This is a genomic window from Streptomyces sp. NPDC029296, assembly GCF_055569255.1.
Map to the genome: position 1 here is coordinate 55,646 of NZ_JBVHXT010000041.1, position 16,060 is coordinate 71,705.

Genomic DNA, 16,060 nt, shown 5'->3' on the forward strand with positions numbered 1-16,060 from the left:
GCTCCTGAAGGTACTCGCGGGTGAAGGGGGTCAGACGGTCCAGTCGAGGATGACCTTGCCGCCCTTGCCGCTCGCCGCGTCGGCGAAGGCGGCCTCGAAGTCGCGGTAGCCGTACCGGCCGGTGATCACGGGGGCGAGGTCGAGGCCGCCCTCCAGCAGCACCGACATCGCGTACCAGGTCTCGAACATCTCGCGGCCGTAGATGCCCTTGAGGGTGATCATCGAGGTGACGATCCGGGCCCAGTCGACGGGGAACTCCTCGGCGGGCAGGCCGAGCATGGCGATCCGGCCGCCGTGGGTCATGTTGGCGATCATGTCGCGCAGGGCCTCGGGGCGGCCGGACATCTCCAGGCCGATGTCGAATCCCTCCCGCAGGCCCAGTTCGCGCTGGCCGTCGGCGATGGTGGACCCGGAGACGTTCAGGGCGAGGCTCACGCCGATCTTGCGGGCCAGGTCCAGGCGCTCCTCGCTGACGTCGGTGACGACGACGTGGCGGGCGCCCGCGTGCCGGGCCACGGCGGCGGCCATCAGGCCGATCGGTCCGGCACCCGTGATCAGGACGTCCTCGCCGACCAGCGGGAAGGACAGCGCGGTGTGCACGGCGTTGCCGAACGGGTCGAAGATCGCCGCGACGTCGAGGTCGACGGGGACGCGGTGCACCCAGACGTTGGACGCGGGCAGGGCCACGTACTCGGCGAACGCGCCGTCGCGGCCGACGCCGAGGCCGACGGTGGCCCGGCACAGATGGCGGCGGCCGGCCAGGCAGTTGCGGCACTTGCCGCACACCAGGTGCCCCTCGCCGCTGACCCGTTCGCCGACGCGGACGTCGGTCACGTCCCGGCCGGTCTCCACGACCTGCCCGACGAACTCGTGGCCGACCACGAGCGGTGTGCGGATCGTCTGCCGGGCCCAGCCGTCCCAGGCACGGATGTGCAGGTCGGTGCCGCAGATACCGGTCCGCATGACCTTGATGAGGACGTCACCGGGGCCGATGACGGGCTCCGGGACGTCCGTCAGCCGGAGTCCCGGCTCCGCCTTCTCCTTGACCAGCGCCTTCAACGCTACGGCTCCTGTGGGTGAGGCCCGGCCCGCGGGCATGCCGAAGGAGCCCGCACCGGGTCAGAGGGGTGGAATCACCCTGCAATCTGCCGTATACGCGCGCCGGGGTCCATCGAGCTTTTCTTAACCGGCGCCACAGCTTTCCTTCAGGCCGCGCGGAGCTTCCCCATGTCCCTTGAGCCGCGCCTTCCTTGGGTCCGGCCCCGGCGGCGGACTCTCACCGGGGCAGGCCGTCGGGCGTGCTCCGTTCGAGTCGTACGACGAGATCGGCGGCGAGCGCCTTGATGGTCTCCAGACCGGGCCTGCCCCAGGCGCGCGGGGAGGTGTCGGCGGCACACACCGTGCCGAGCGCCATGCCGGAGCTGTCGATGAGCGGGGCACCGAGATAGGAGCGGATGCCGAACTCGTCGACGACCGGGTTGCCCGCGAACCGCGGATAGTCGCGGACGTCGTCCAGGACCAGTGCCTTGTGCCGTACCACCACATGGGGGCAGAACCCATGGTCGCGCGGCAGCACCCGGCCCATCCCGGCCCTGCTGCCGTCCTCGCGGACGACCGGGATGGCGGGGGCGCTGAGGCCCGCGAAGAACTGGCGGTCCTCGCCGATGAAGTTGACCATGGCGTAGCACGCGCCGGTGAGCTGGGCGAGGTGGCCGGCGAAGGCGTCGAGCGCCGGGTCGGGCCGGTCCGCCAGGCCGAGCCGGCGCAGCCGGTGGACACGGGCGGGAGCCTCCTTGTCCTCGGGGGTGAGCAGCAGACCCCGGACCGGCCGGGGCGGCTCGTAGCTCATCGCCGGGCTCCGGCGCTGTGGGCGTACCTCATGTAGGGACTCCGTGGACGGTGGGTCGGGATCACATGTGGGCGCCCTGGCTGGGCGCGGTCGCCGGGGCGAGGGCCAGCAGGTGGCGGACGAGGGTGAGCAGGGTCTGGACTCCGGAGCTGGAGATCCGGGCGTCGCAGCGCACGATCGGGACGCCGGGGTCGAGGTCGATGGCGGCCCGTACCTCCTCGGGGTCGTAGCGGTGGGCGCCGTCGAACTCGTTGACGGCGAGGACGAAGGCGAGGCCGCGCTCCTCGAAGAAGTCGACGGCGGCGAAGCAGTCCTGAAGGCGCCGGGTGTCGGCGAGGATCACCGCGCCGAGCGCGCCCTCGGACAGCTCGTCCCACATGAACCAGAACCGCTCCTGCCCCGGTGTGCCGAACAGGTACAGGACATGGTCCGGATCGAGGCTGATCCGGCCGAAGTCCATGGCGACGGTGGTCTCCGTCTTGTTCTCGATGCCGTCGAGGCTGTCCGTGCCGACGCCGACCGTGGTGAGCAGCTCCTCCGTGCTGAGCGGAGCGATCTCGCTGACCGCGCCCACGAAGGTCGTCTTGCCGACCCCGAACCCGCCCGCGACGAGGATCTTCAGCGCGGTCGGGAACGGGTCAGAGCTGTCGTCGTAGTCCATCGAGCACTGCCTCCAGCAGAGACCGGTCAGTGGGGGTGTGGTGGTAGGCGGGCGGCTTGGTGGTGAGCGCGCCGCAGTCGACCAGGTCGGACAGCAGCACCTTGGTGACCACCGCGGGCAGCTTGAGCTGGGCGGCCACCTCGGCGACCGAGACGGGTGCCCGGCACAGGCCGAGGGCCTGCGCGTGCTCGGGGCCGAGGTAGCCGAGCGGGGTGACTCCGGTGGCCATCACCTGCGACATCAGGTCGAGGGGGATGCTGGGCCGGGTGCGGCCGTCGCTGACCGCGAACGGCCGCACCAGCCGCCCGGCCGCCTCGTCCAGCCAGGGTCCGTCGCCGGCTGGGGCCACGCTCAAGGCCTCGTCGCCGCGGTGCCCGCGGCCTGCTGCCGGGGGGCGGTGACCAGGTAGGGGCGCACGCTCTTGACCAGCATCGCCATCTCGTAGCCGAGCACCGCGGCGTCGGCCTCGCGGCCGGCCAGCACGGCGAGACAGGTGCCGGAGCCGGCGGTGGTGACGAAGAGCAGGGTCGCGTCGAGTTCGACCACGACCTGGCGCACGGCGCCGCCGTCGCCGAACCGGATGCCCGCGCTGCGGCCGAGGGAGTACAGGCCGCAGGCGAGGGCCGCCATGTGGTCGGCGCTGTCGGCGTCCAGGCCGTGCACGGACTTCACCAGCCCGTCGGAGGAGAGGAGCACCGCGCTGGTGGTGTGCGGTACGCGCTGCACGAGGCCGCTCAGCAGCCAGTCGAGGTCGGATGCGGGGACGGTCGGCGCATCGCTCGCCATGGTGGATCGACTCCTTGGGGTACGGAAAACTGCGGGAGCGCTGGGGGTTTGGGGTACGACGTGCGGGTGGGGCAGCGGGGGCGGGTACGGTCATCCGGCCGGGGCGCTTCCCCCGGCACGGCCGGTACCGCGCACGCCGTCCGGCGCGGGCGCGTGGGCACGGGCCTGGGGTATGGGGGCGGGAGCCGGAGGTTGTCCGGGGGTGGTGTGCTCCGAGCCCATGTGGTGGCGGGCTGTGTGGTGGGGAGCCATGTGGCCGGGGACGGTGGGTTCCGGTGCCGTGGGGGGCGGGCCCGTGTGGTCGGCGGCCATGTGGCGAGAGCCCGTGCGCGCCGCATCCATGGGCGGGGCGTCCGTATGGGCCGCACCCGCGTCCATATGGGCCGAACCCATGTGTCCGTACGCGGTACCGGCGTACGCCGCTTCCCCGTAGGCCCCGTAGGCCCCGTACGAAACGCTGTCCACCCTCGCCCTCTCGTAGGCCGCCCCCTCCCGCCCCGGCTCCTCGTAGTCCGCTTCGTGGGCCGCTTCGTCGTGCCTCGGATCCTCGTGCGTCGGCCGCCCGCCGTGGCCCGGCGGTTCCTGTCCCGGAGCCTCGTGGCCGGACTCCAGCCGCTGCTGGGCCTCGGCGAGCCCGACTCCGCGCTGGAAGGCGGCCATCAGGCCGGGGTCGTGGCCGGCGACGCCGCCGGCGTTCTGACGCGGGGCCGGGCCGCCGCGCAATTGGGGTGCGATGTGCGCCTGAGCGCGCCTGCGGGGCAGCAGGGGCTTCTCCGCCGGGGCGTCGCGCACCATGTCGGCGCGCGGGGTGGGCAGGGTACCCGTGTGGGCCTCCACCACCGGCCGGTCCTCGGCACCGACACCGGGCACGGCGTCGGCGGGGGTGGGCCGCGCCGCGCGGCTGCCGCGCACCGGCAGCGGAGGCGGGGCGCCGTCGTGGCGTCCGCGCGTACCGTCCTCGGCGCCGTGCCGCCCGGATCCGCGCTGCGTGCGCCGCCGCCGCCCGGTCCCTGGCGCCCGGGCGGTGCCGTCCTCGCCCTCGGAACCGTCAACGGCGCCCGTTCCGGCCCCGGTTCCGGTTCCGGCTCCCGCGCCACTGGCCCCGGCGCCCCCGACCCCGGGCACGGAACCGTTCCCGGGTCCGCTGCCGGCGCGGTCCCCGGTGCCCGGCTCGGCCGTTCGCCCGCTCGCTCCCTCGGGCGCGGGCGAGGGCACCGGCGCCGGCACCCGCGGCCACGCGACAAGGGCGGCCTCGGCGCCCGCGCCCCGGCCCGTGGCCGCGCTCTCGCGCGTGGCCGTGCCCCCGCCCGTACCCGCGCCCATGCCCGTGTCCGGCACGTCCCGCGTCGGCCCCAACAGCGCCTGCGGGACGACGAGTACGGCCTGCACACCGCCGTAGATGTTGGTCTGCAGCCGCACATGGATGCCGTGCCGGCGGGCGAGCTGGGAGACGACGTAGAGGCCGATGCGGCCGTCGGCCAGCAGGCTGGCCACGTTGACCTGGTCGGGGTCGGCGAGCAGGGCGTTCATCCGGTTCTGCTCGGTGACGGGCATGCCCAGCCCGCGGTCCTCGACCTCCACGGCACACCCGGAGGTGACGAGGCTGGCTCGGAGCAGCACCTGGGTGTGCGGGGCGGAGAACACCGTGGCGTTCTCGACGAGTTCGGCGAGGAGGTGGATGACGTCGGCTACGGCGTGGCCGCGCAGTTCGCCGTCGATGGGCGGCACGAGTCTGACCCGGGAGTACTGCTCGACCTCGGCGATGGCGGAGCGCAGGACCTCGGTCATGCTGACCGGGTTGCTCCACTGCCGGCGGGAGACGGCGCCGCCGAGCACGGCGAGGTTCTCGGCGTGCCGCCGGATCCGGGTGGCCAGGTGGTCCACGTGGAAGAGGCCCTTGAGCAGGTCGGGATCCTCGATGTCGTTCTCGAGGTCATCGAGGATCGAGATCTCCCGGTGCACGAGGGACTGGAGGCGGCGCGCGAGGTTGACGAACACCTCCAGCTTCTGTTCGCTGCCCGTCCGGCTGGAGAGCTGGGCGGCCCGTACGACGGCGGTGACGGCGCCGTCGTACGCGCGGGCCAGGTCGGCGGCGAGCAGCTCGAAGTCGTCGGCGTCGGCGGGCGGCCGGTGGCGCCGGCCGCGCTGGGGCGGGGTCTCGCCCCGCCGGAGCGTGTCGACCAGGGCGTGCAGGTCGGCCTCGCCTCGTGCGGCGGTGCGCCTGAGGGCGTCGAGGCGGTCGGCGACCGAGCGGGCGGTGCGGTCGGCGGCCACGGCGGCGATCAGGATGCCGGCGACGGTCACGCCGGCGGCCCCGGCGACCATGGCCCACAGCAGGGGGCCGGTGTGGACGCCGGCGGAGCGCACGCTGAACAGCACCGCGGCGCCGCAGCCGAGCGCGACCGCGAGGGGCGGCAGGACGGCGAGCCGCATCAACTGGGGCCGTATGCGCGTCTCGGGCGGCGCGGGAGCGGGTCGGGCGGCCGGTCGCCCGTGCCGGCCGCCCTCACGACGGTCGGCGTGGGCGGCCGCTGCTCGGAGGTGAGACATCTGCGTCCTCGTACGGGTCCGTCGGGCCTGGGGTCCTCGTGCGGTGCGCGCGGCGGGCATGTGTCGATGCGGGCACGCGCGATCGCGGCGTCGGCCGGCGGGACCGGTGAATCCGGCCGCGTGTCGCCCGACGGACACTCACAGTAGTTGCCTGCGCATCCACCGTGGTGGGCAGTCGGCAAAGTCCCCCGGGGAGCGTCCCGCTCTGGTATGAGGGGTCGTACGACAGACCGACCATCCGGCCGAGCGTTTCCCTGCCGGAACGAAAGAGACCGATACGGCCTGGTCGGAACCGACCAGGAAACGCAAACGGGGGTGGCGTGCCGGACCGGCCCGCCACCCCCGCGAGGTGTGCACGTACGAATGAAAGTTCCCCTCGGCCGTTCCGCCGAGGCGGCTTTGCCGAGGGGACGACCGCCCCCGCTGTCACCGGGAGTGATCGCCTTGGCCTGGGGTCGGCGGCAGCGGACCCCGGGTCCCGGTCAGCCCCGTACCGGCGGCTCCGCCACGAGTGCGCCGGCCGAGCGCCAGGTGCGCCGGAGGCCGCCCGAGACGTGGCGCCACCATGCCTCCGCCGGCAGCTTCCCGGCGGGCTCGAAGGGCTCGCCCGGGCGCGGCAGGGCGACCGCCTGGCCGGCGTCCTCGGCGACCTCCTTGGTCCACTCCCCCGGTTCCGCCCAGGGGTGCGGGGCGAGGTTGAAGGTGCCCCAGTGGATGGGCAGCAGCACGCCGTGCGGCGCTCCGCCCTGGAGGTCGAGGTGGGCGCGCAGGCCCTCGTCGGGGGTCATGTGGATGTCGGGCCAGAACTCGCTGTAGGCCCCGATCTGGATCATCGTGGCGTCGAACGGTCCGTGCGCGGCGCCGATGTCCCGGAAGCCGTCGAAGTAGCCGGTGTCGCCGCTGTGGTATATCCGGTGCTCCTCGCCGACGACGGTCCAGGAAGCCCAGAGGGTGTGCTGGGTGTTGCGCAGGCCCCGGCCGCAGAAGTGGCGGGCCGGGGTGGCGGTGAGGGTGAGGCCGCCGATCCGGGTGGACTCGTGCCAGTCCAGTTCGCGCAGCCGGTCCGGGGAGACGCCCCAGTGCTCCAGGTGGGCGCCGACCCCGAGCGGCACGGCGAACAGGGTGTCCGTGCCGGCCAGCGCCTTGATGGTGGGCAGGTCCAGATGGTCGTAGTGGTCGTGCGAGATGACGACGGCGTCGACCGGGCCGAGCGCGGCCAGCGGCAGCGGCACGGGATGCAGCCGCCTGGGGCCGGCGAAGGGGAACGGGGAGCAGCGCTCGCCCCAGACGGGGTCGAACAGCACGCGGTGGCCGTCGATCTCGGCGAGCACGCTGGAGTGGCCCATCCAGGTCAGCCGCAGTCCGGTGGCGGGCGGCTCGGCCAGGTCCGCGAAGGTGGTGGGGTGCACCGGCACGGTACCGCCGGGCGAGCGCAGCGGCCGGGTGTCCTTGTCCAGGAACACCTTCGCGAGGTCCAGCGCCGAGCCGCTCGGCCGGGTGCGGGCGGGGCCGCCGGGGTTCTGGAAGACACCGTCCCTGAAGTGCGGCGAGCGGCGGATGCGCGCCAGGCGGGCGCCGCCCGGGTCCGCGCCGAAGGCGGCGGGCCGCAGGGCGCGCGGCCCGGAGCCCGGAGAACGCAAACCGGTCACGGTACCTCCCGGTGGAGTGGGGTGAGGCCCCCATTATGGTCGGCCCCTCCGACAGCCCGGGCACGGCGGGGCACCCCCTCGCGCCTTGCGGGCGGCGACGCCCGCCCTGCTCCCGCCTTGCGGAGACCGGCCACCCGGATGACCGCCGGGACGACGCAAGGCGCCGCCGGCGGAGCGAGGCGGAACACCTGGTGAGTGCGCGCCGCCGGCCGGGCGGAGGTGCGTGCGACGTCCCGCCCGGACGCGGGAACGGCCGGACGGCGCCCTCGCCCGAGCACCGGGCCCCGACGGCGGGCGTCGGCCCGGCGGCGGTGTGCGTGCGCGGGCCGCGTCCCGGGCCGCTCGTGCGGGCGGTCCGGGGCGCGGTCCGCGGCGTCAGGCCACGGAGGCGATGCGCAGCTTGATGTCGTCCGGCGAGAGCGTGCCCTTGGCGGTCACGTGGTCGCCGGAGGACTCGCCGCGCAGCCGGCGCCCGATCCACGGCACGAGGTATTCACGCGCCCACTGGACGTCGTCGCGGCGGACCTCCAGGGTGCCCCGGGGCGGCAGCGGCGGCCACGGCTGCTCGGGGTCGGCCGGCACCTGGAGGCCGAGGGCCTGTCCGGCGCGCAGCGCCACGCGCGTGTGCCCCTCGGGCGAGAGGTGCAGGCGGTCGCTGTCCCAGGCCCTGCGGTCCTGTACGGACCTCAGGGACCACAGGTCGAGCACGGGGCAGCCGTAGCGGTCGGCGATGGCACGAACGTGCCCGTTGTAGGTGGCGATCTTGCCGCGCAGGTGCTTGAGCAGGGGCACGCCACGGGTATCGAAGCCGGTCGTCACCAGCACCGTCCCGGCGGCCCCCGCGAGCCGGGCCACGGCGCGTTCGAAGCGCTCGGCCACCTCGTCGGGGTCGGTGCCCGGGCGGATGATGTCGTTGCCGCCCGCGCAGAAGGAGACCAGGTCGGGTGCCAGGTCGACGGCGCGCGGGACCTGGTCGGCCACGATCTGGTCCAGCAGCTTCCCGCGCACGGCGAGGTTGGTGTACTGGAAGTCGCCCTCGGGACGCCGGTCGGCGAGCAGTACCGCGAACCGGTCGGCCCAGCCTACGAACGCCCCGTCCGGCCCGGGATCGCCGACGCCCTCGGTGAAGCTGTCCCCCACCGCCACGTACGACCCGATCACTGATCTGCTGTCACTCTTCGAATCGTCTGCCACGTCGGGCCATGATTCACCTTCGGATGTGACCTACGCGACCGTAGGCGGGGGTTGACGAACGGTGAGATGAGCCACTCTTAAAGACTTTGCAATCCAGGAATAAAGGCGGGCCGGACCGACCGGTGGCGTCGGCCGCGGACAGGAGAGTCATATGCGGCGCAGCCGGATCACCGTCGCGTCCAGGTCGCCCTTGAGGTCCGTGCGCAGTCCGTGGTGCAGCAGCACCGCTCCCCGGTGCACGGCGCCGGTCTCACGGCATTCGTACGACGCCGCCGGATCGAGTCCGCGCAGCCGCAGCGCCGGGACCGGCTCGCCGTGGTGCTGCGCCTGGAGCCAGGCGAGGACGACGGTCTCCTCTCCCCGGAGGTACTGCACGGCGCTCAGGCCGCCCGTCGGGGGCCGCAGCCGGTACAGCTCGCCGTGCTGCACGAGCGGGCGGATCTCCTTGTACAGCTCCACCCACCGGCGGGCCTGGGCCAGTTCCGCCGCGCTCCACCGCGTCAGGTCGCCGCCGATCCCGAGGACGCCCGCCATGGCGCTGACGAACCGGAACCGCAGCGAACTCGCCCGCCCGTTGAGCTGGGTGTTGGGGCTGTCGGTGACCCAGGCGGCCATCACGCGCGCGGGGTGGACCTGGGTGAAGCCGTGCTGGATGGCGAGCCGGTCCAGCGGGTCGGTGTTGTCGGAGGTCCACACCTGGTCGGTGCGGCCGAGCACCCCGAGGTCGATCCGGCCGCCGCCGCCCGAGCAGGACTCGAAGGCGACCCGGGGATGCGCGGCCCGCAGCCGGTCCAGCAGGGCGTACAGGGCGCGCACGTGGTCCACCCACAGGCGCTGCGGGTAGGGCTCCCCGGGCCAGCCGGCGTCGGTGAAGCTGCGGTTGAAGTCCCACTTCACATAGTCGATCGGGGCGCTGGAGAGCAGGGTGTCCAGCCGCTCCCACAGGTACCGCCGGACGTCCTCGCGGGCGAGGTTGAGGACGAGCTGATGGCGCAGCTCCGTGCGGCTGCGGCCGGGTTGGTACTGCACCCAGTCGGGGTGGGCGCGGTACAGCTCGCTGTCCGGGTTGACCATCTCGGGCTCGACCCAGATCCCGAACCGCATGCCGAGGCCGTGCACATGGTCGGCGAGGGGCTTGAGGCCGTGCGGGAAGCGGTCGGGGTTGGGCGTCCAGTCGCCGAGGCCGGCGCGGTCGCTGGTGCGGGCGCCGAACCAGCCGTCGTCCACCACGAACAGCTCGACGCCGATCTCGGCGGCCCGGCGGGCGAGGGCGGCCTGCCGCTCCTCGGAGATGTCGAAGTACGTCGCCTCCCAGGAGTTGAACAGCACGGGCCGGTCCCGGTCGGCGTCCGGGATCACGTGCGCGCGCTGGTAGGCGTGCCAGGCGCGGCTCGCGCCGCCGAAGCCGCCGTCGCTCCACAGGCCCGCGAACACGGGGGTGGTGTACGACTGCCCGGGCGCGAGGAGCAGCAGGCCCGAGTCGTCGTGTCCGGCGCCGCCGGTGATCTGCACGCGCGCGTCCGGGAGTTGGGCGACCGCGATGCGCCAGGAGCCGGACCAGCCGAGCGCGCAGCCGTAGACCTCGCCGTGCTCCTCGGTGGCGTCGGTGTCGAGGGCGACCCAGGGCAGGTGGTGGTGGCCGGTGTGGCCGCGGCGGCTGCCGACGACCTTCTCGCCGTAGGTGAGGGGGGCGGTGGTGAGCCGGGACTCGGCGGCCCACCGGCCGTGCAGCTGGGACAGCCGCCAGCCCTCGCGGTCGGGCAGCGTCCAGGTGGCCGCGTCGGCGCGGAGCAGCTCCACGGGCGCGGGGCCGTCGTTGGCGACGGTCACCCGGCGCTCGACCACGTCGCCGCGCATCCGGTAGTGCAGGGTGACGCCGAGACCGTCGTCGTCGAAGCGGAGCCGCAGCGCGCCGTCCTCGACGGCGTAGGACACGAAGCGCCACTCGGTGCCGCGCCGCAGCCCGGTGCGGACGGAGAGGGCGGGGCGGACGAAGCGGAAGCCGCCCTCGACGGGGTACTCCTCGCGGCCGTCGAGGGGCGACTCGAAGGGCCAGGGGCCGGGCAGCGGCCGGGCCGCCAGCGCCTCGGCGTCGGCGAGCGCGATCCGTGGGCCCCAGTGCAGGTGGAGCAGTTCGTCCGCGTCGGTCAGACGCAGCGCGTAGCTGCTGCCGGGACCCGACAGCAGCCAGGTGCGGCCGTCTTCGGCGATGTCCACCATCGAGACCTCACAGGTGTCAACAGATCCGCGCAAGTCCCGACATCATCAACGGTCGCGGGTCCGTCTGACAATGCCTGTGGATAACTCGTCGCCCGAGGAAATCGATGCCGTATGGTCGACTTCAGTGCCCGCCGGCGAGTCGCGACGGCGGCCGACGACCGGGAGGAGCCCCCGTGACGCAGCAGGTCCCGTCGACCGAGCCGGAGCTGGCAGGAGTGCGCAATTTCCGTGATGTGGGCGGGCTGCCGACCGTGGACGGACGGCGGGTGCGTCACGGAGTGCTGTTCCGCAGCGGGCACCTCGCGCACGCGACGGAGGAGGACGCGGCCTTCCTCGCCTCCCTGGGGCTGCACACGATCTTCGACTTCCGCAACGCGGCCGACCAGCGGCTGGAGGGCCCGGACGTCGAGCTGCCCGGCGTGCGGAACGTGAACCTCCCGCTGAGCGACCCGGCGGACGGTGCCGAGTTCTGGAAGATGGTCCGCGACGGCGACCTCGACCAGCTGCGCGCGATCCTCTCCGACGGCAAGGGCGCGGCCCGGATGACCGACTCCTACCGGAGGATCGTCAAGGAGCGCACCGCCGAGCACTCCCGGGTGCTGCACGCGCTCGCCGACGACAGCGTTCCGGCGCTGATGCACTGCGCGGCCGGCAAGGACCGCGCGGGCGTGTCCATCGCCGTCACGCTGCTCGCGCTGGGCGTGGAGCGCGAGGCGATCGTCGCCGACTATCTGGAGTCCAACGCCAAGCACCGCCGCTACAAGGTCCGGCGCAGCGGCAGCGCGGAGACGGCGTACACGCCCGAGGTGATGGAGCTGCTCGACCCGCTCTTCGACGCCCGTGCCGAGTATCTCCAGGCGGCGTTCGCGAGCATCGAGGAGACCTGGGGCGATGTCGAGACGTATCTGGCGCAGGGTCTGGAGTTCACGCCCGAGGCGCGTGAGCGGCTGCGCGAACGCCTGCTGGACTGACGCCCGCCGGGCCCGGCCGGCCGCGGGGCGGTCAGCTCTTGGCGCCCACCGCGAACAGCAGGTAGAGGAAGGCGGCCAGGACGTGCCCGAGGGCGATGTAGACGATCAGCCGGATCCACAGGGAACGGGGGAACTTCTCCTCGAGGTTCGTCATGGCAGCTCTCCGGTCGGTGAGCCCAGGCACAGTGTGGCCGTGGGGCTCTGCAGCAGGGTGTGGACGAACAGCAGCTCCACGCCGTCGTGGTCCTCGGCGGCGAGGCGGTGCGGGGTGAGCGAGTCGAAGTGCGCGCTGTCCCCGGGGCCGAGCAGGTGCGCGGTGTCCCCGAGCCGCAGCCGCAGCCGCCCCTTGAGGACGTAGAGCCACTCCTCGCCCGGGTGGACGCGCACGATGTCGCCCTGGGAGCCGTAGGGCGCCCGCACCCGCAGGGCCTGCATGCCGCGGCCCGGCGCCCCGGCCTGGACGTACGTCCAGCCGCCGGCCCGGGTCGGTTCCATGTCGGCGGCGCGCACGATCGCGTCCCGGTCGGCGACCGTCTCGCCGAGCAGTTCGGAGACGGTCGTACCGTAGATACGGGCGAGCGCCAGCAGCATCGGCAGCGACGGCTGCCGGTGCCCGGTCTCCAGACGGGAGAGGTGGGCCGGGGAGAGACCGGCGGAGCGGGCCGCGGCCTCCAGCGTGAGACCGGCCCGCCGGCGCAGGGCGCGCAGCTGCGGCGCGACGGCGGGCAGGCCGCCGTCCGCTGCCGCCGGCGGCGCGGCGTCCGAGGCGTTCATGCCTCCATTGAGCCCCAGCCTTGCCCACAGGGCAATTTTCTTGCCTCAGAGGCAAGGCCGGGGCGCCCGGCGCTCACCGCCGCCGGCGCCCCGCCGCCCGGGCCGCTCAGCGGTTCGCCACGGCCTGCTTGATCAGGGTCTTGCCGAAGTCCCACATCAGGCCGCCGCCGCTGTGCGCGTCGTCCATCACCGCGATGAAGGCGGCCACGAACCGGTCCACATCCGCCTCGTCGACGACCAGCGGCGGAATGAGCTTGATCACCTCCAGGTGGTCACCGGAGACCTGGGTGAGGATCCGGTGCTTCTGGAGCAGCGGTACGACGACCATCTGGGCGAACAGGCCCTTGCGGGCCGCCTGGAGCATGGTCCAGCGGCCGCGCAGCTTCAGCGACGAGGGCCTGCCGAACTCGATGCCGATCATCAGGCCCCGGCCGCGCACGTCGGCGAGCAGCTCGTACGTGTCGATCAGCGCGGTGAGCCGGGACTTCAGCAGCTCGCCGGTGCGGCGCACGCCGGCGACGATCTGCTCGTTCTCCATGACCGAGAGCACGGCGAGGCCGCACGCCATGGCCTGGGCGTTGGAGCCGAAGCTCGCCGAGTGCACCAGTACGCGGTCCATCGACGAGTAGACCTTCTTGAAGATCCACTCCTTGCCGAGGGTGGCGCCGACCGGCACATAGCCGCCGGACAGGGCCTTGGCGACGCACACCAGGTCCGGTTCGACGCCGTCCTCGTGCTGGTAGGCGTAGAAGTCACCGGTGCGGCCGAGGCCGGTCTGCACCTCGTCGGCGATGAGCAGCGCCTTGTGCTTGTGCAGCAGTTCCTGCGCGGCCCGCAGATAGCCGGGGGGCGCCTCGTGGACGCCCTTGCCCTGGATCGGTTCCACGATCAGCGCGGCCACGTCGCCCTTGCGCAGCTCCCGGGCGAGGGCCTCCAGATCGCCGAGGGGGACGGCGGTGTCGGGCAGCAGCGGGGCGAACCCGTCGCGGAAGCCGTCTTCGCCGTTGACCGACAGCGAGCCGGTGGTCAGGCCGTGGAAGGCGTGGTCGCAGTACAGGACGCGGGGTTTGCCGGTGGCGTACCGGGCGAACTTCAGGGCCGTCTCGACCGCTTCGGTGCCGCTGTTGCCGAAGAACACCCGGTCCAGGTGCGGGCTGTGGGCGAGGAGCCGTTCGGCGAGCAGGCCGGGCAGCGGCTGGCAGTCGAAGCGGGTGAGGTCGGCGAGGTCCAGGTCCAGGACGTCGTGCAGCGCCTTGCGGACGACCGGGTGGTGACGGCCGAGACCCATCACGCCGAACCCGGCGAGCATGTCCAGGTAGTCGTTGCCGTCCGCGTCGAAGAAGTGCGCTCCCTCGGCGCGCTCGTAGACCTTGTCGAAGCCGATGGTGTGCAGCATTCGCGGGAGCTGCGGGTTGAGGTGCTTGGTGTGCAGCTCGTAGCGTTCGGCTCCGCGCTCGGCGAGCAGGGCGCCGAGGTCGAACTCGGTGGTCATTCACTCTCCTTGACTGTGCCGCCGGCGTCCTTGGCGGCCAGACTCGCGCTGATCTGCCCGGCGATCTCGACGGGCGTGAGGCCGATGTCGGCCAGCACCTCGCTGCGCTTGGCGTGCGCGAGGAACTGCTCCGGGATGCCGAACCGCCGTACCGGTACGTCCACGTCGGCGTCGCCGAGGGCCAGCGCCACGGCCGAACCGACGCCCGCGGCCCGGCTGTTGTCCTCGACCACGGCCACCAGCCGGTGCCCGGCGGCCAGCTCGGGCAGGGCGGGGTCGACGGGTTTGACCCAGCGCGGGTCGACCACGGTGCAGCCGATGCCGCGGGCTTCGAGCAGTTCGGCGGTCCGCAGGCACACCGTGGCCATCACGCCGACGGCCACCAGCAGCACCTCGGGGCGCTCGGCGCGGTGCAGGACGTCCATGCCGCCGACCCGGTCGACGGCGGGGACGCCCGGGCCGGCGGTCTCCTTCGGGAAGCGGACCAGCGTGGGCGCGTCGTCCACGGCGACGGCCTCGCGGAGCTGGGCGCGCAGCTGGTCGGTGTCGCGCGGGGCGGCGATCCGCAGGCCGGGGACGACCTGGAGGATCGACATGTCCCACATGCCGTTGTGTGAGGCCCCGTCGGTGCCGGTGACACCGGCCCGGTCCAGCACGAAGGTCACCCCGCACTTGTGCAGGGCCACGTCCATCAGCAGCTGGTCGAAGGCGCGGTTGAGGAAGGTGGCGTAGACGGCGACGACCGGGTGGAGCCCGCCGGTGGCGAGGCCGGCCGCGGAGACGGCCGCGTGCTGCTCGGCGATGCCGACGTCCCAGACGCGGTCCGGGAAGCGCTCGGCGAACCGGGCGAGGCCGACCGGGTGCAGCATGGCCGCCGTGATCGCCACGACGTCCTCGCGTTCCTCCCCGATCCTGACGATCTCCTCGCCGAACACCGAGGTCCACGAGGGGCCCTTGGAGGGAGCGAGCGGCTCGCAGGTGAGCGGGTCCATCACGCCCACGGAGTGGAAGTGGTCCTCCTCGTGCGCGAGGGCGGGTTCGTAGCCGCGGCCCTTCTCGGTGAGGCAGTGGACCAGGACGGGACCGTGGAAGCGCTTGGCGCGGCGCAGCGCCGATTCGACCGCCCCCAGGTCGTGGCCGTCGATCGGGCCGAGGTACTTCAGGCCCAGGTCCTCGAACATGCCCTGCGGGGCGAAGGCGTCCTTGAAGCCCTTCTTCGCGCCGTGCAGGGACTCGTAGAGCGTGCTGCCGACGACCGGGGTGCGCTGGAGCACTTCCTTGCCCCAGGCGAGGACCTTCTCGTAGCCGTCGGTGGTGCGCAGTGTGGCCAGGTGGTTGGCCAGGCCGCCGATGGTCGGGGCGTAGGAGCGTTCGTTGTCGTTGACGACGATGACGAGCGGCCGGTCCCGGGCCGCGGCGATGTTGTTCAGCGCCTCCCACGCCATGCCGCCGGTCAGCGCGCCGTCGCCGATGACGGCGACCACATGGCCCTTCTCCCCCCGCACCTGACTGGCCTTGGCGAGGCCGTCGGCCCAGCCGATCGCCGTGGACGCGTGGCTGTTCTCGATGACGTCGTGCTCGGACTCCTCGCGCGAGGGGTAGCCGGACAGTCCGCCCTTGCCGCGCAGCTTCGAGAAGTCCTGACGGCCGGTCAGCAGCTTGTGGACGTAGGCCTGGTGGCCGGTGTCCCACAGGATGCGGTCGGCCGGCGACTCGAAGACCCGGTGGAGCGCGATGGTGAGTTCCACCACGCCCAGGTTGGGCCCGAGGTGACCGCCCGTCCTCGACACGGCGTGCACCAGGAACTCACGTATTTCTCCGGACAGTTCCCCGAGTTCCGCTTCGGACAGCGCCTTCAGGTCGCGTGGTTGCCGGATGCTCTCCAGAATGGTCACTCTCGGGCCCCCTCTCGTT

General features: G+C 73.2%; 14 protein-coding genes. 1 reads left to right on the forward strand and 13 read right to left on the reverse strand.

Annotated features, from left to right (window positions below; all coding sequences use genetic code 11):
* Positions 1 to 30: 30 nt before the first annotated feature.
* The 9 genes from tdh to ACZ4W9_RS30995 all read right to left on the reverse strand — a co-directional run bounded on the left by tdh (position 31) and on the right by ACZ4W9_RS30995 (position 10,909).
* Positions 31 to 1,059, reverse strand: a complete 1,029-nt coding sequence (gene tdh / locus ACZ4W9_RS30955; protein ID WP_467941305.1) for an L-threonine 3-dehydrogenase — start codon at positions 1,057 to 1,059, stop codon at positions 31 to 33.
* A 217-nt stretch (positions 1,060 to 1,276) separates the two neighbouring features.
* Complete coding sequence (locus ACZ4W9_RS30960; RefSeq protein ID WP_467941307.1) at positions 1,277 to 1,849, reverse strand: GAF domain-containing protein; 573 nt, start codon at positions 1,847 to 1,849, stop codon at positions 1,277 to 1,279.
* A 61-nt stretch (positions 1,850 to 1,910) separates the two neighbouring features.
* Positions 1,911 to 2,510: a GTP-binding protein gene (locus ACZ4W9_RS30965; RefSeq protein WP_467941308.1), complete on the reverse strand. Its 600-nt coding sequence runs from the start codon at positions 2,508 to 2,510 to the stop codon at positions 1,911 to 1,913.
* Positions 2,488 to 2,859, reverse strand: coding sequence for a DUF742 domain-containing protein (locus ACZ4W9_RS30970; protein ID WP_467941309.1), 372 nt, complete (start codon positions 2,857 to 2,859; stop codon positions 2,488 to 2,490). The genes ACZ4W9_RS30965 and ACZ4W9_RS30970 overlap by 23 nt, the downstream gene beginning before the upstream one ends.
* Before the next feature lie 2 nt (positions 2,860 to 2,861).
* Positions 2,862 to 3,296 (reverse strand): roadblock/LC7 domain-containing protein, encoded by a 435-nt coding sequence (locus tag ACZ4W9_RS30975; protein WP_467941311.1) that lies wholly within the window; start codon positions 3,294 to 3,296, stop codon positions 2,862 to 2,864.
* A 90-nt stretch (positions 3,297 to 3,386) separates the two neighbouring features.
* The gene (locus tag ACZ4W9_RS30980; protein ID WP_467941312.1) at positions 3,387 to 5,846 is read right to left on the reverse strand and encodes a sensor histidine kinase; all 2,460 of its coding nucleotides are present in this window, start codon (positions 5,844 to 5,846) and stop codon (positions 3,387 to 3,389) included.
* A gap of 482 nt (positions 5,847 to 6,328) precedes the next feature.
* Complete coding sequence (locus ACZ4W9_RS30985; protein ID WP_467941313.1) at positions 6,329 to 7,495, reverse strand: MBL fold metallo-hydrolase; 1,167 nt, start codon at positions 7,493 to 7,495, stop codon at positions 6,329 to 6,331.
* A 375-nt stretch (positions 7,496 to 7,870) separates the two neighbouring features.
* Entirely contained in the window at positions 7,871 to 8,656 is a 786-nt protein-coding gene (locus ACZ4W9_RS30990; RefSeq protein ID WP_467941351.1) for an SGNH/GDSL hydrolase family protein, read from the reverse strand.
* Between the two features lie 180 nt (positions 8,657 to 8,836).
* Positions 8,837 to 10,909 carry an alpha-galactosidase gene (locus ACZ4W9_RS30995; protein ID WP_467941353.1) on the reverse strand — a complete coding sequence of 691 codons (2,073 nt, stop codon included), beginning with the start codon at positions 10,907 to 10,909 and terminating at the stop codon, positions 8,837 to 8,839.
* 173 nt (positions 10,910 to 11,082) lie between these two features.
* Between ACZ4W9_RS30995 and ACZ4W9_RS31000 the strand changes: the two genes are divergently transcribed.
* Positions 11,083 to 11,880 carry a tyrosine-protein phosphatase gene (locus ACZ4W9_RS31000; protein ID WP_467941315.1) on the forward strand — a complete coding sequence of 266 codons (798 nt, stop codon included), beginning with the start codon at positions 11,083 to 11,085 and terminating at the stop codon, positions 11,878 to 11,880.
* Between the two features lie 31 nt (positions 11,881 to 11,911).
* Here ACZ4W9_RS31000 and ACZ4W9_RS31005 read toward each other — a convergent pair whose 3' ends face one another.
* From ACZ4W9_RS31005 to dxs, 4 genes are all read right to left on the reverse strand, one after another.
* Positions 11,912 to 12,034, reverse strand: a complete 123-nt coding sequence (locus tag ACZ4W9_RS31005; protein WP_467941316.1) for a DUF6126 family protein — start codon at positions 12,032 to 12,034, stop codon at positions 11,912 to 11,914.
* Positions 12,031 to 12,654, reverse strand: a complete 624-nt coding sequence (locus ACZ4W9_RS31010) for a helix-turn-helix domain-containing protein (protein ID WP_467941318.1) — start codon at positions 12,652 to 12,654, stop codon at positions 12,031 to 12,033. Before ACZ4W9_RS31010 ends, ACZ4W9_RS31005 begins: the two co-directional genes overlap by 4 nt.
* Before the next feature lie 106 nt (positions 12,655 to 12,760).
* Positions 12,761 to 14,146: an aspartate aminotransferase family protein gene (locus ACZ4W9_RS31015; RefSeq protein WP_467941319.1), complete on the reverse strand. Its 1,386-nt coding sequence runs from the start codon at positions 14,144 to 14,146 to the stop codon at positions 12,761 to 12,763.
* Positions 14,143 to 16,041 carry a 1-deoxy-D-xylulose-5-phosphate synthase gene (gene dxs / locus ACZ4W9_RS31020; RefSeq protein ID WP_467941320.1) on the reverse strand — a complete coding sequence of 633 codons (1,899 nt, stop codon included), beginning with the start codon at positions 16,039 to 16,041 and terminating at the stop codon, positions 14,143 to 14,145. Before dxs ends, ACZ4W9_RS31015 begins: the two co-directional genes overlap by 4 nt.
* Positions 16,042 to 16,060: the final 19 nt, after the last annotated feature.

Coding starts and splice junctions, on each gene's coding strand:
- ACZ4W9_RS30975 (WP_467941311.1), bottom strand. CDS start 3,296: ATGGCGAGCGATGCGCCGACCGTCCCCGCATCCGACCTCGACTGGCTG.
- ACZ4W9_RS30980 (WP_467941312.1), bottom strand. CDS start 5,846: ATGTCTCACCTCCGAGCAGCGGCCGCCCACGCCGACCGTCGTGAGGGC.
- ACZ4W9_RS31015 (WP_467941319.1), bottom strand. CDS start 14,146: ATGACCACCGAGTTCGACCTCGGCGCCCTGCTCGCCGAGCGCGGAGCC.
- ACZ4W9_RS30960 (WP_467941307.1), bottom strand. CDS start 1,849: ATGAGCTACGAGCCGCCCCGGCCGGTCCGGGGTCTGCTGCTCACCCCC.
- ACZ4W9_RS30965 (WP_467941308.1), bottom strand. CDS start 2,510: ATGGACTACGACGACAGCTCTGACCCGTTCCCGACCGCGCTGAAGATC.
- ACZ4W9_RS30995 (WP_467941353.1), bottom strand. CDS start 10,909: ATGGTGGACATCGCCGAAGACGGCCGCACCTGGCTGCTGTCGGGTCCC.
- ACZ4W9_RS31010 (WP_467941318.1), bottom strand. CDS start 12,654: ATGAACGCCTCGGACGCCGCGCCGCCGGCGGCAGCGGACGGCGGCCTG.
- ACZ4W9_RS31005 (WP_467941316.1), bottom strand. CDS start 12,034: ATGACGAACCTCGAGGAGAAGTTCCCCCGTTCCCTGTGGATCCGGCTG.